Origin of the sequence: Pleomorphovibrio marinus, assembly GCF_003347495.1 — a bacterium.
GTDB lineage: Bacteria > Bacteroidota > Bacteroidia > Cytophagales > Cyclobacteriaceae > Pleomorphovibrio > Pleomorphovibrio marinus.
The window spans coordinates 490,232-504,067 of record NZ_QCXY01000004.1 but is presented as its reverse complement, the minus strand read 5'-3'; the positions used below and the strand labels follow the sequence as shown (position 1 = coordinate 504,067).

Here is a 13,836-nt window from a genome sequence, read left to right as displayed (position 1 = left end):
TGTCGTATTGAACGGTTACCCCTTGGGGGTGCAGCGGTATAATAGGCCAAGGGTACGGCCTGTTTTAGCGTAATCGGGAAGATTCGTCCAAAGTGTAAAATGGCAGTCAGCGCTCCCTGCTTGTAGCCATTGAAAGCAACCGAATGCCACAGTACGATCCCGCTCGCAAAGTCTTTTGAATGTCCAACCCGTTACGACAATGGAAGTGCTTGTTCTTTTCATGTGTTTATATTTTTTTTTCAGCGGTCACATGGAATCTCGCCATGATAATCATCCCTACGTGCGTCGCTTGCGTCATGCCTGACTGCCGTCCAGGCAGGCTCGATTTCATCAAAGGTTTCTTTTGCTTGTTCACAGCAGGGTTAAAGAAATGGAAAAAGTGCACGTCACCATGGTCCGGAAATTAGTTTAGGGAATTACATTCCTGACAAAAACCCGTGGTGTTGGCATAAATAGTTAATACTTGAATGATATACTGAAAATATATACTTTTGTGATATAAAAAATTTGTCATGAAGAATATATCCCTTAAAATTGACGACCTGGTGTTTCGTGAAACCGAAAAAATACGTGAGCAAATGAATCAACCCAGGAATCGTTACATTAACGAAGCAATCGCCTTTTATAATAAATTTCAACGCAAGAAGCTTCTTGAGAAGAAGCTAAAAATTGAATCCAAACTGGTAAAAGCGGATTCGATGGAAATCCTCAAGGATTTTGAAGAGATTGATTATGCCGATTAAACAATTTGAAATCTGGATTGCAGACCTGAATCCTCAGAGAGGAACTGAACCGGGAAAGAAAAGGCCCGTTTTGGTCATTCAAACTAACCTTCTTAATAAAATCCCCCATCCATCAACGATTGTTTGTCCAATTACAACAAACATATATGAGGAAGCCGAAATTTTAAGGGTTCATTTAAAAAAAGAAACGGCGAACCTGAATCAGCCCTGTGATGTAATGATTGATCAGATAAGTGCTATAGATAATAAAAGACTCACCAAAAGGATCGGAACATTGCCCGATGCTTTAATTAAACAGGTAAGGGAAAATTTATGTATCGTGCTCGACCTTGAATAAAAAATTCCCTTGAATTTTATTTAAAATTGATCATGTTGATCATTAATAATATAAACCCTGAGAAAAACATAACCTACCTCAAAACAATCCGCTCCTCCTCCGCATCATAGCGATATTTCACGACTTCGCCGCTGATAAGCAGCGCAATCGCCTCTTCGATCACCCGGTAGGGAGCAATAAACCATTCCCGGGGAGTGTACCGTTTACCCGTTTCATCAAAAACATCAATGTTAAGGCAGGAGGAGCCAAAGAAGTTGTGGATCAATTGTTCAAATTTCTGGGTGTTCATATTGTAGCATTTCCATCCTGCCACATAATCCACCTCGACCATTAGATACGTTGGTTCCTTTGCCGCATGTTTTATCCGTTCAGCTACGGCTGTCCGGGAATACCCTATTTTGTAAAGGTTAGCTAATGATGCTATTTCTTCTCTTTTGCTAATGGATTTCAACAACCATAACCCCCTGGTGAAACCCGGGGACTGCGGCACCATTCCCCCCGCCCACAACCCTTTCGGAGTTGGGCATTCAAGACGATCTTCCTGCCGTGGGTCGGCATCCTGGGTTATTGTTGTACAGGCCCTTTGGGCCTGGGATTAGGTAATTCCTTAAATCCCTTTGGGTGTTTAAAGGATTTATTTCCCTTTTACATCAGAGGGGTTTTTGGATTTTCCAATATTTGCCTAACTTTAAAAACAATTAGCCATAAACCCAGCAAAATAAACCTTTTTTTTCCCAATTCTCCAAATTGTTGCTGAGTAATGGCTTTCCTAATGGATATGCTAAAGATAAAGCAACATACGGATAAAAAGCTCTTAAAAAAGCTAACCAAGGGTGATGCTAAGGCATTCGACCAACTGTATTACCGGTATGCTGAAAGGGTGATGGGGTTTGCATTGACCTTTTTCAAGAGGCGGGAAGTTGCAGAGGAGGCAGTTCAGGAAGTTTTCGTGAGAATCTGGGAGCGGCGAAAGGAACTGGATCCTGAAAAAAGTTTCAAGTCCTACCTGTTTCAATCCGTTAAGTATTATATGTATAATTACCTGAGGGACAAAAGGACGGGCTGCGGCTTGAGCGAAGTCCCGGAAGAATTATGGGCAGGGGTGAGAAATGCCCATGATGAATTGGCTGCCAGGGAATTTGAAGAAACTGCTTTTGCCTTGATAGAAAAGTTGCCCCAGGTACAAAGAGAGGTGTTCAAGCAAAATAGGCTGGAAGGGAAAAGTGCAGTAGAAATTGCCGCGAGGATGAACCTTTCCAAAAGGACAATAGAGCACCACCTGTACCTTGCCACCAAAACCTTGAAACTGGAATTGCTACAGCACCCATTGTTACTTTTGGTTTATTGTATTTTTACATCTCCTTAACCCATTGGTTTATAGGGGTTTTTGTTCTATCCTATAGAAAAAGCCATTTTTTTTCATTTTTCATTAAGTAAGTAAGCCCTTAATTGTTTTACACTCCTAGAACAACCATCATTTCTATTGGAAGAAGGTTTACTCATAAGGTATTTAAATGGGGAATGTACCCCGGAAGAAGCCCAAAAGGTAAGGGATTGGCTACAAATGCCGGGTTCCAGGGAGAAGCTGGATACCATTTTTGAAAAATATTGGTTTAATACCAAGGGGAAATCCCTGCCCTCAGCAGATTATGACTATTTATTAAACCGCATTCACCATAAGGTAGGAGTTCACCGAAAGAAACACAAATCCTTGATTCTTTGGAGTAAGGCCATGCGGGTTGCCGCCAATATTGCTTTGATTCTCTTTTCTGCATTTTTTCTAAGAGAAGGGCTGCTCTATCACAAAAATAATCCGGAAGAGAGCCAGGTAAAAGCCTCCAGAAACATTGTGCGTGTCACTGGTCCAGGGGAAAAGCTTAACCTGAAGATGAGTGATGGCACCAAGATAATTCTAAATTCCCAGTCGGAGATTTCCTTTAGCATGCCCTTTGGCAGGGATCAGCGCTTGGTAAACCTTAAAGGGGAAGCTTTCTTCGACATTGCCCCAGATTCCCTTCGTCCTTTCCGGGTCCAGACGGATGAGCTTATCACTACTGCCCTGGGGACTCAATTTAACGTCATGGCAAGGGGGGAAACCTTTAAGGTGGCACTTACCCAAGGGCGGGTAAAGGTAGGGCAACTGTCGGAAGGAGTGGAACTTTCACCCGGACAAATGGCACTTTGGGATTCCAAGAAAAAGGAAGAGTCACCCATCGTCACACGGTTTAACCAGGAAAGAGTCACGGCCTGGAAGGAGGGAAAGCTGATGTTTGACCGCAAGCCTCTTGGTAATATTCTCCGGAACCTGGAGACTTGGTATGGGGTGGAAATGCGTATAGATCCCGAATTGGATATGGATAGGAAGGTTATCGGAACCTTCCAAAATAAAAACCTAAAAGACATTCTGACTGGACTGAGCTTTTCTACGGGCTTCGAGTTTCAGATCAGGGGTAAAATTGTAACCATAAAAAACAACGTGCCTATGACATAAACCAAAACAGGGTAAACGCTCCATCGCCAAATGAATTCATTTACCCTGCTAACCTTAAAGTGTAAACTTCAAAATCCTTTAAAATTATGAAAGAAAAAGTACCGTACCTAATCAAAATGGTATCAAAAAATCTTTTGTATGGGCTCATTATACAATGTGTGCTGATGAGCACGCTGATGGCCCATGACATAAATGCGCAAATTAAGCCTGTGGATGAGACTTTTGTACGTCTCAAAAAAGGGGAGTGGCAGCTTCAGGACATTTTCAGGACCCTGGAGTCCAGGACTTCCTACAGCTTTGTATTTCCGGAAGATATCCTTGCCAATAAACCCCTTATAGAAATTGACAACAGAAGGCAGTCTGTAAATGATATTTTGGTGGAAGTAGGGAAGGCTGCCCAATTGAAATTCCGACAGGTGGACAACTCCATCTTTGTAGCAGTAAATGACAATCTAGCTTCCCCCTCTTCCATATCAGTAGAGATAGACCAACATGAAGTGAGCGGTCGTGTAGTGGATGAAAATGGAGAGGGGATTCCTGGTGCTACCATTGTGGTGGAAGGGACCACCATTGGTACCGCTACGGATATTGACGGAAACTTTTCCATAGAGGTACCCGATGGTGCCGTACTGCTGATTTCCTTTATCGGCTATGAATCCCAGCGGGTAGAAGTAGGGGACCAGACCCAGTTTGAAATTGTAATGGGAGAGGACCTTTCCTCCTTGGATGAAGTGGTGGTAGTGGGTTATGGTACCCAGAAAAAGGTAAACCTTACCGGATCTGTTAGTACAGTAACCTCGGATGAAATCATCAACCAACCCGTGGGGCAGACTTCCATGGCCCTTCAAGGAATAGCCCCAGGTGTAACAATTGCCCAACGATCCGGTCAGCCAGGTGCGGATGGCGGAGCCATTCGTATCAGGGGAGTAGGGACAATTGGAGACAGTAATCCACTAGTGATGGTTGATGGCGTAGAAATGGATATCAACAATGTGGACCCAAACGAAATAGAAAGTATATCTATTCTAAAGGATGCTGCCTCTGCTTCCATTTATGGTGCACGTGCCGCAAATGGTGTAGTGTTGATCACTACAAAAAGAGGGGTAGAAGGAATCAGGGTAAGTTACAATGGCTATGCTGGGGTACAATTGCCTACAAGGATGCCCAATATCGTGGGTGCGTTAGACCATATGGAAATGACCAATGAGGCCTTTACCAATATCGGAAATGCCCCACAATATTCGGAGTCCTTTCTTCAGGATTACCGGGCAAACATGCCTTCCGACAGGTTTCCCGACACCGACTGGCAGGCATTGACCATGAGTAATGCCGCTTCCATTCAGAGTCACGCCGTGAATATCAATGCAGGTAGTGAAAAGGCTCGGCTTTTTGGTTCCATCAATTATTTCAACCAGGATGGAATTATCCCTAACACTGATTTCAACCGGTTAAATATCCGATTAAACACTGATATAGACATTACAGATAGGTTGACCTTTTCCACGGATATATTTTTACGCAGAACGGAACGTAACCAACCAGCGAACGGGACAGGCTATGTGTTCCACTGGATGAGAAGGATTCCTGCGAACGAGGTGGGGGTTTTGTCCAATGGACGATGGGGAGAAGGATGGAATGGCGACCACCCCTTGGCCAGGGCCCAAGACGGCGGATCGTGGACGCATCAAAATCTGGATGCCGTACTCAACTTCCGATTGGACTATAAGATCACGGACTGGATGTCCGCCGAGGTCATGTACGCCCCACGATTTATAAATCCCCAAGAAAAGCGGTTTTTCAATACCACCCAGACCTATGCCAGGGATGGGGAAACCCCCACTTTCTTTATTCCCCAAAGAAACAGCCTTACCGAAAGGTTCGACAGGGAATTGTATAATAACCTCCGTGCTATAATCACCATGGATAAGACCTTCAATGATGTGCATACGTTCGGGTTCACTGGGGGGTATCAGCAAGAGGATCTGGTAAACAATTGGATTTCAGCATATAGGGAAGTCTTCCCATTACCACAATATCAGTATATAGATGCGGGAAATAGGGCCAATGAGTTGACTAGGGGCTCCGGACACCATTGGGCCTTGAGTTCTTTATTTGGTAGGGTGACTTACAATTATGACGACCGTTACCTTTTTGAGGCCAATATGCGAAGGGACGGTTCTTCCAGATTTGGTGAAGATAACCGTTTTGGCGTTTTCCCTTCTTTTTCTGCGGGTTGGAGAATATCCGAAGAATCCTTTATGCAAGGGACTTCCCATATTATCGACCACCTCAAATTAAGGGCATCCTGGGGCCAACTGGGCAACCAAAATGTGGTCAATCCGCAAGGAGTACCAAACTTTTATCCCTATTCCGCCTTTGTTTCAATAGGTGGTGGAGGGCAGGATTATGTGTTTAACAATGCCAATTCTCCAGGTGCTGCATTGAATGCAATGGCGAATCCAAATATTTTATGGGAAACCTCAGAGACGACCGATATAGGACTTGAATTCAACCTCTGGGGGAAATTGGATGTAACCTTGGACTACTACCATACTGTCACCAGGGATATTTTACTTCCATTGAATATCCCATTAACCCTTGGACTAGATGCCCCACAACAGAATGCTGGAACAGTGTTGAATCGTGGAGTGGATGTAATGGTAAATTACCGAAACAAAATAGGGGAGGTTAATTATGGCATTTCGCTAAATTATTCCGACGTACACAATGAGGTGTTGGATATGAGAGGTATTCAGGATACTGGGCTCCAAGTAAATAGAGAAGGGTATCCTATCCAGTCCTTTTTTGGTTATGTTTCTGAAGGGCTTTTCCAATCCCAGGAAGAAGTGGACAACCACGCTACCCAGTTTGGTAACGTGGCTCCTGGAGACATAAAGTACACAGACATTAACGGTGACGGTGTCATTAATGACCGGGATTTGGCAGTAATAGGTAGTCCTATACCCAGGCATACCTTTGGAGCCAGGATCAATTTAGACTATAAGGGTTGGGATTTCTCCTTGTTCTTGCAGGGGGTAGGCCAAGCTGATGGTTACCTGTTCGGTCAGGGTATTATGCCTTTTTATTTAGGAGGTACTGTGCAGGAACAGCATAAGGACAGGTGGACACCGGATAACCCTGACGGTTCTTTCCCCAGGTTGGCTTGGAACCAGGTAAACAATGAACAGAACTCCAGTTTCTGGATGAGAAATGCCTCTTACTTGCGGGGCCAGAATATCCAAGTGGGCTATTCCTTACCCCAGCCGGCCTTGGATGCGTTTAGAATTCAGCGGGCCAGGATCTATGTAAGTGGAAGGAATTTCTTTACGGTAACCAATTTTTATGAAGGTTATGACCCCGAGGCTCCTGTTAGCAACGGGGGATGGTATCCACAGATGTCTGTATATACCCTTGGATTAAATGTTAACTTCTAAAGACTGCTATCATGAAAAGAATTATAAGAATATGCGTGTGTTTTGCTGTATTGATGGCAGCATTTGCTTGTGAAGATTACCTGGAACGGGCACCGCTGGATCAGCCCTCTGACGATACGTTCTTTGCCAATGCCACCGAACTGGAAATGGCGGTAACGGGGGTTTATAACCGGCTGTGGTTTTGGCCGGCGGGAATAGCCTGGTACCTTTCTTTTGATTTTGCTTCTGATGATGGCTGGGATAGAAATGGTAGCCCACTGCAAGCCTTGGGAAGGGGAGAACAAAACTCGGATAATGGGTTTACCAATTCATTCTGGTCTCACTTTTACAGGGCCATTGGCAGGGTCAATTTTATAGTAAGCAATTCCGTCCACCTAAGAGATGAAATTGGGGCCGCGGAATATGATGCCATGGTGGCCCAGGCAAGGTTTTTTAGGGCTTATTTCTACAGTTATTTAGCTGAGTTATATGGGGACGTCCCTTTGCTTACGGAAATGGTAACCTTGGATGACGCCGAAATGCCAAGAACTCCCAAATCCGAAGTAATTGATTTTGTGCTTGCAGAATTGGACGCCATAGTCGATCACTTGCATGAGGACGTGAATACGAAAGATAGGATAGGTAAAGGGGCAGCATTGGCCGTTAAATCCAGAGTGGCCTTGTGGAATGAAAGATGGGATGTGGCTGCAGCTGCTGCAAAGCAGTTAATGGACGCTGGCATCTACCGGCTGGATGATGACTACGAAGCCCTTTTCGACCATGGAGGTGACACCTCACCTGAGGTCATCCTAAGGATCCAATACCTGAGAGGGGTTCAAACCCATAACTTGCCGGGTAACTTCTGGTCCAGGATGGCTTTGGGTCACTCCAACAAAAAGCCTCCTCAGGATATGGTGGACACTTATGATTGTATTGATGGGCTGCCCATAGATCAGTCTCCACTCTATGACGTGAATAACCCCTTCGCAAATAGGGATCCAAGGTTACATTATACGTTGGTGGTTCCAGGGTCTAGGCTGGTAAATCATATCTTCGAAACACACCCCGATAGTACCATGACTTGGGATTTTCGAGAGGATCCTCCCAGAAGGGTGGAAAACATCGAGTCTGCTCATGCCTTTGCCAGTTTTACCGGTTATTTATACAGAAAGCATGCTGATGTAGCCAACAATCCCACTGACGTGTTTTCAAGTGATCAAAACCTAACCTTAATCAGGTACGGTGAGGTATTATTGAACTACGCCGAGGCAAAGGTGGAACTTAATGAAATCGACGAATCAGTCTATGAGGCAATCAATGCGTTAAGAACCCGGCCCTCTGTTGAAATGCCACCTATCCAGTCTGGCAAAACCCAGCAGGAGATGAGGAATGCCGTAAGGAAGGAGAGAAGGCATGAGTTGGGAATAGAAGGGTTTAGGTACTTTGACATCCATAGGTGGAGAATTGCCGAAGAAGTGATGCCTGGCCCTTACAGAGGAAGGCTTAACCGCTATGATGGCGGGGGATGGTTAAATGAACCCCCACATATAGACCCCATTGGCACTCCTTCTTATGACCATATATCCAATGCCAACGAACTGGTGGTGATAGAAAACAGGGGCTTCAACCCCAATAGGGACTATCTATGGCCCATACCCAGGATAGAGCTGGAAACCAATACTGCGCTTACCCAGAACCCGGGTTATTAAAACGGGAGGATGAAGCGATTAATAATTCTTACCCTTTTCTTTCAGTGGATGGCCTGCTCCCCAAATGGGGAGCGGGACCATCACCTGGAAGTGGATGTATGCATTTACGGTGGAACGGCAGCGGGTGTAATGGCTGCCTATTCTGCCAAGAAAATGGGTAAATCCGTCTTGCTGATTGAACCCGGAAAATACCTTGGCGGGATGACCACAGGGGGACTGGGATGGACGGATTTTGGCAATAAAGAAGCAGTATCAGGTTTGGCATTGGATTTTTACCGTACAGTGGGCAAGTACTATGGCAAGGAGGAAGAATGGCGATTCGCACCTTCCGTAGCCGCAAATGCCCTTCAGGAATATGTAGAGGAAGCGGACCTGGACATCCTTTTTCAAAAAAGGATTGTGGGAGCTGAAAAAAACGGCACTGAGCTGCATGCCATCTTGTTGGAAGACAGTTTCAACAATGCCGAGAACAACCTATCCGTAAAGGCAAAGGTATTTTTGGATTGTACCTATGAGGGGGACCTGTTTCCCCATGCCCAGGTTTCCTACCATGTGGGAAGGGAATCATCCGACACCTATGGGGAATCCCTGAATGGAGTACAGCTTTACCCGGAAGAGTTGCCGGATGACATAGACTCCATAAAGGTCAATTACTTTAGCAGGCCTCCTGTAAACCGGCATCAGTTCCCGGATGGGGTGGATCCCTATGTGGAAAAAGGAAACCCTGAGTCGGGCCTGCTATGGGGAATAAGCGATGAGGAATTGGCACCAAATGGCTCCGGAGATGACAAGGTGCAGGCCTATAATTTCCGGGTCTGCCTGGCCAAGGACAAGGAAAACCAGGCTCCCATCACAAAACCTGAGAACTATGATTCTGATAGGTACGAATTATTGCTAAGGTTGATAGAAGTACAACAAAGCACCGATATAGATGATTACCTGCTGATACGCTGGACCATGCCCGACGGGATCATAGATGTGAACAACAAAGGAGGGTTTTCGACGGATATGATAGGCATGAACTACGAATATCCTGAGGCTGATTATGAAACCAGAGCCCGTATATGGAAAGCCCATGAGGACTACACCAAGGGCTTGCTCTACTTTCTGGGGCATGATGAACGTGTACCCAAGGAATTAAGGGACCAAATGCTGGCCCTGGGGTATTGCAAGGACGAGTTTACCGATAACGACAACTTTCCCCATCAACTGTATGTAAGAGAAGGGAGAAGGCTGATTGGAGAATACGTAATGACGCAAAACAACTGTGTGGGAGATGAGGTGGTTGATGATCAAATTGGCCTGGCTGCCTATGGAATGGATTCGCATCATATCCAGCGCATAGTGGTGGATGGCAATGTAAAGAATGAAGGGGATATACAGGTGCATGGCTTTGACCCCTATCCCATAGCCTACAGGGCCATCACTCCCAAAAGGGAGGAATGCACCAATTTACTGGTGCCAGTATCCCTGTCTTCCTCGCATATTGCCTTTGGTTCTATCCGTATGGAACCAGTATTTATGGTGTTGGCCCAGTCAGCGGCGGTGGCAGCCTCTTTGGCCATAGACGAAGGCGTGATGGTTCAGGAGGTTTCTGTGGACCGGGTACAAACCATACTCCAAAATGACCCTCTATTGGAAAACAGGGGTAGTAAATAGGTTCAAAATTGCAGACATGATATGGGATTAACCTTGAATAAGCGATTCGCACTACTTGGTTTCTTGGCTTTCTTCAGCCCTTTCCTACTTGTGGGACAAACCTATGACCTGGTCATTTACGGGGGCACCTCAGCAGGTGTGGCCGCTGCCATACAGGCCTCCAGGATGGGGAAAACGGTAATCCTCATTGAACCCGGCCAGCGATTGGGTGGGCTTACCACCGGTGGATTAGGGCAGACGGATATTGGGAATAAACAGGCTATTGGAGGTATATCCAGGGAATTTTATGAAAGGGTATATCAGTACTATGAAAGACCCGAAAACTGGAACTGGCAAGATAAAGAGGATTACAAGGGCGTGGCTTATTCCCGAACAGAGGAAGGGGAAAAATCCCGATGGACTTTTGAGCCTTCTGCTGCCTTATCCATTTACAAGAATATGCTGGATGCAGAACACCATATCACCATCGTATATGGAGAAAGGTTAAATCGTGCTTCAGGGGTGGTTAAGGAGGGGGCAACTATTCGGTCCATCTCCATGGAAAACGGATCCGATTATAAAGGCCGTGTATTTATGGACGCTACCTATGAGGGTGATCTCATGGCCACTGCAGGGGTATCTTACACCTTGGGAAGGGAATCGAACCAAACCTATGATGAAACTCTAAACGGGGTACAGGCTCATCGCTACAATGTATCCTTGCGGGGCAATGTGGCTCGAAACGCAAGAAACCATGAGTTTGTGGATAGAGTTGATCCCTATGTGATTAAAGGAGAGCCTTCCAGCGGTTTGCTCCCCTATATCAAAGAAGGAGGCCCCGGTGTAGAAGGGGAGGGAGACCATCATATACAGGCCTATTGTTATCGCATGTGCCTTACAGACCATCCGGATAACCGGATTCCTTTTGAAAAACCAGAAGGGTATGACACCTTGAATTATGAATTGCTATTCAGGAATTTCGAGGCCGCCGATGACCTAGAAAACATGTACACCTATGGGGGAGGTTTTATCCCTTGGGCAAATTCGGCCATGCCTAACAGAAAAACAGACACCAATAATAAATACGGGTTTTCCACCGATTTCATCGGGCAAAATTATGAGTACCCCGAGACTTCCTACGAGGACAGGGAAAAGATTGCCCAAGCTCATCTTGACTATCAAAAGGGGCTAATGTGGACTCTGGCTTATCACCCCAGAATTCCTGACAAGGTAAGGGAGGAAGTTTCTCAATGGGGAACATGCAAAGACGAATTTGAAAGGGAGGATGGATGGCCCAGCCAACTCTATATCCGTGAAGCCCGCCGTATGGTAAGTGACCTGGTAATGACTCAACATCATTGCGAAGGTCTGGAAGTGGTGGAAGACCCCATAGGCTTGGCCGCTTACGGAATGGACTCCCATCATACCCAACGCTATGTGGATGCCAATGGGTTTGTGCAAAACGAAGGAAATATGCAAAGCAGTGTGGCAGGCCCATATCCAGTGGGGTACCGATCCATTATTCCCAAGCAGGGGGAAGCGGATAATCTGCTGGTTCCCGTTTGCTTGAGCTCCACCCACGTAGCCTTTGGTTCCATCCGAATGGAACCTGTATTTATGGTGTTGGGACAGTCTGCGGCCATTGCTGCTGCGCTTTCTTTGGAGGAGGATATGAAATTGCACGAACTTCCCTATGCTAAATTGAAAGAGAGCCTCATCAATTATGGACAAAGAATAGAATAGTAGAAAATATATAGAACTGAACGTAATTTTAGATCCAAACAGAAAATGCGAATCCAATTTATCCTTATTCTAGCAAGCCTTGGCTTATTTTTCCAGCCTTTTACCAGTTATAGTCAAGAAGAGACTTATGACCTTGTCATCTATGGAGGAACCTCAGCCGGGGTGGCAGCAGCCATTGAGGCTTCCAGGCAAGGAAAATCCGTGGTGCTAATAGAACCTTCCCAGCATGTGGGGGGGCTTACCACTGGAGGCCTTGGTGCCACAGATATCGGAAATAAGCAAGCCATAGGAGGAATTTCCAGGGAGTTTTACATCAATATCAAAAAGTATTACGACAACCCGGATCACTGGAAGTGGCAAGACAGGTCGGATTACTTCAACAGACCCGGTCAAAGCAGGTCGGTGGAAGGGGAAGAGGCTATGTGGACCTTTGAGCCCTCTGCCGCAAAAAAGGTATATGCCGATATGTTGGGGGCTGAGGGCATCACACCCATCACCGGACAGCGGCTGAACAGGGAAAGTGGCACCGAGGTGGAAAACAATAAATTGGTGGCCATCACCATGGAGTCCGGAGAAAGGTACTCCGGAAAGATGTTTATGGATGCCACCTATGAAGGAGACCTTATAGCAGCGGCAGGTGTATCCTATACCTATGGAAGGGAAGGCAACGATGAATATGGGGAAACCCTGAACGGGGTGCAGGCAAATTACTATAACGTCACCCTAAAAGGGGGGGTGTCCCGAAATGCCGTCCACCATAATTTTATCCCGGGAGTGGATCCCTATGTGGAAAAAGGCAATCCTGAAAGCGGCCTTCTCCCTTTTATCATTGAAGGAGGCCCGGGGATTGACGGATCCGGGGACAAGGGCATTCAGGCCTATTGTTTTCGTATGACCCTAACCGATCATCCCGATAACAGAATCCCCTTTGAGAAGCCTAAAGATTACAATGAGCTGGAATATGAGCTATTGTTTAGAAACTATGAGGCCAGGACCGGGGAAATTTCGGAAATGTACCATTATGGTGACCCACTCGTTCCCTGGATCAACACTCCCATGCCCAACCGCAAGACAGACACCAATAATCAGAAGGGATTTTCCACAGATTTTATCGGCCAAAACTTTGACTTTCCAGAGGGTAGCTATGCCGAGAGGGAGGCCATTACACAGCGGCATTATGAATACCAGAAGGGGCTGATGTGGACATTGGCCTACCACCCACGTATCCCTAAGGAAGTTCGTGATGTAGTGTCCCAATGGGGCATGACCAAGGATGAATTTGAGGAGGGAGAAGGCTGGACGCCGCAACTCTATGTAAGGGAGGCAAGGCGAATGATCAGCGACTATGTGGTAACGCAGAGGGACTGTGAGCGCATGGTGGACCCTGTGGAGGATATAGTGGGGCTGGCCGCCTATGGCATGGATTCCCATATGGTTCAACGCTATGTGGACCATAACGGGTACGTTCAAAACGAAGGAAATGTGGAGGCGCACGTGAGGGACCCCTATCCCATTCCCTACAGGTCCATAGTGCCCAAAAGAGGGGAACTGGAAAATATGCTTGTGCCTGTCTGTGTGAGTTCTACCCATATTGCATTTGGCTCCATTCGCATGGAACCGGTATTTATGGTACTTGGTCAGTCCGCAGCGGCAGCCGCCAGTTTGGCCATTGACAAAGGTGTGGCCGTTCAGGATGTGCCTTACCAGGAGCTACGCACTCTGCTCGAAAAGGGTAATCAAATTCTGGATCACAAATAAGGGA

General features: G+C 46.2%; 11 protein-coding genes. 9 read left to right on the top strand and 2 right to left on the bottom strand.

Annotation, left to right across the window (positions count from 1 at the left end):
* Positions 1-15 precede the first annotated feature (15 nt).
* On the bottom strand, positions 16-222 hold the full coding sequence (locus DB520_RS26665) for a hypothetical protein (RefSeq protein ID WP_157972076.1): 207 nt from the start codon (positions 220-222) through the stop codon (positions 16-18).
* A gap of 290 nt (positions 223-512) precedes the next feature.
* Here DB520_RS26665 and DB520_RS13650 point away from each other — a divergent pair, with 290 nt between their 5' ends.
* Entirely contained in the window at positions 513-743 is a 231-nt protein-coding gene (locus DB520_RS13650) for a hypothetical protein (RefSeq protein ID WP_114750254.1), read from the top strand.
* Positions 718-1,080 (top strand): type II toxin-antitoxin system PemK/MazF family toxin, encoded by a 363-nt coding sequence (locus DB520_RS13645; RefSeq protein WP_232834969.1) that lies wholly within the window; start codon positions 718-720, stop codon positions 1,078-1,080. Before DB520_RS13650 ends, DB520_RS13645 begins: the two co-directional genes overlap by 26 nt.
* 73 nt (positions 1,081-1,153) lie before the next feature.
* Here DB520_RS13645 and DB520_RS13640 read toward each other — a convergent pair whose 3' ends face one another.
* Positions 1,154-1,534 carry a GIY-YIG nuclease family protein gene (locus DB520_RS13640; protein WP_198675335.1) on the bottom strand — a complete coding sequence of 127 codons (381 nt, stop codon included), beginning with the start codon at positions 1,532-1,534 and terminating at the stop codon, positions 1,154-1,156.
* Between the two features lie 306 nt (positions 1,535-1,840).
* Here DB520_RS13640 and DB520_RS13635 point away from each other — a divergent pair, with 306 nt between their 5' ends.
* The 7 genes from DB520_RS13635 (at position 1,841) to DB520_RS13605 (ending at position 13,832) form a co-directional block, all read left to right on the top strand.
* Complete coding sequence (locus DB520_RS13635) at positions 1,841-2,446, top strand: RNA polymerase sigma-70 factor (RefSeq protein ID WP_232834968.1); 606 nt, start codon at positions 1,841-1,843, stop codon at positions 2,444-2,446.
* Between the two features lie 117 nt (positions 2,447-2,563).
* Positions 2,564-3,571, top strand: a complete 1,008-nt coding sequence (locus tag DB520_RS13630) for a FecR family protein (protein WP_114750252.1) — start codon at positions 2,564-2,566, stop codon at positions 3,569-3,571.
* Positions 3,572-3,657: 86 nt separating this feature from the next.
* Positions 3,658-7,005: a SusC/RagA family TonB-linked outer membrane protein gene (locus DB520_RS13625; protein WP_114750251.1), complete on the top strand. Its 3,348-nt coding sequence runs from the start codon at positions 3,658-3,660 to the stop codon at positions 7,003-7,005.
* A gap of 11 nt (positions 7,006-7,016) precedes the next feature.
* Entirely contained in the window at positions 7,017-8,693 is a 1,677-nt protein-coding gene (locus DB520_RS13620; RefSeq protein ID WP_114750250.1) for a RagB/SusD family nutrient uptake outer membrane protein, read from the top strand.
* Between the two features lie 9 nt (positions 8,694-8,702).
* A complete protein-coding gene (locus tag DB520_RS13615) occupies positions 8,703-10,352 on the top strand; it encodes an FAD-dependent oxidoreductase (RefSeq protein WP_114750249.1) in 1,650 nt (549 codons plus the stop codon).
* 33 nt (positions 10,353-10,385) lie between these two features.
* Entirely contained in the window at positions 10,386-12,074 is a 1,689-nt protein-coding gene (locus DB520_RS13610; protein WP_317047763.1) for an FAD-dependent oxidoreductase, read from the top strand.
* Positions 12,075-12,119: 45 nt separating this feature from the next.
* The gene (locus DB520_RS13605; protein ID WP_114750247.1) at positions 12,120-13,832 is read left to right on the top strand and encodes an FAD-dependent oxidoreductase; all 1,713 of its coding nucleotides are present in this window, start codon (positions 12,120-12,122) and stop codon (positions 13,830-13,832) included.
* Positions 13,833-13,836 lie beyond the last annotated feature (4 nt).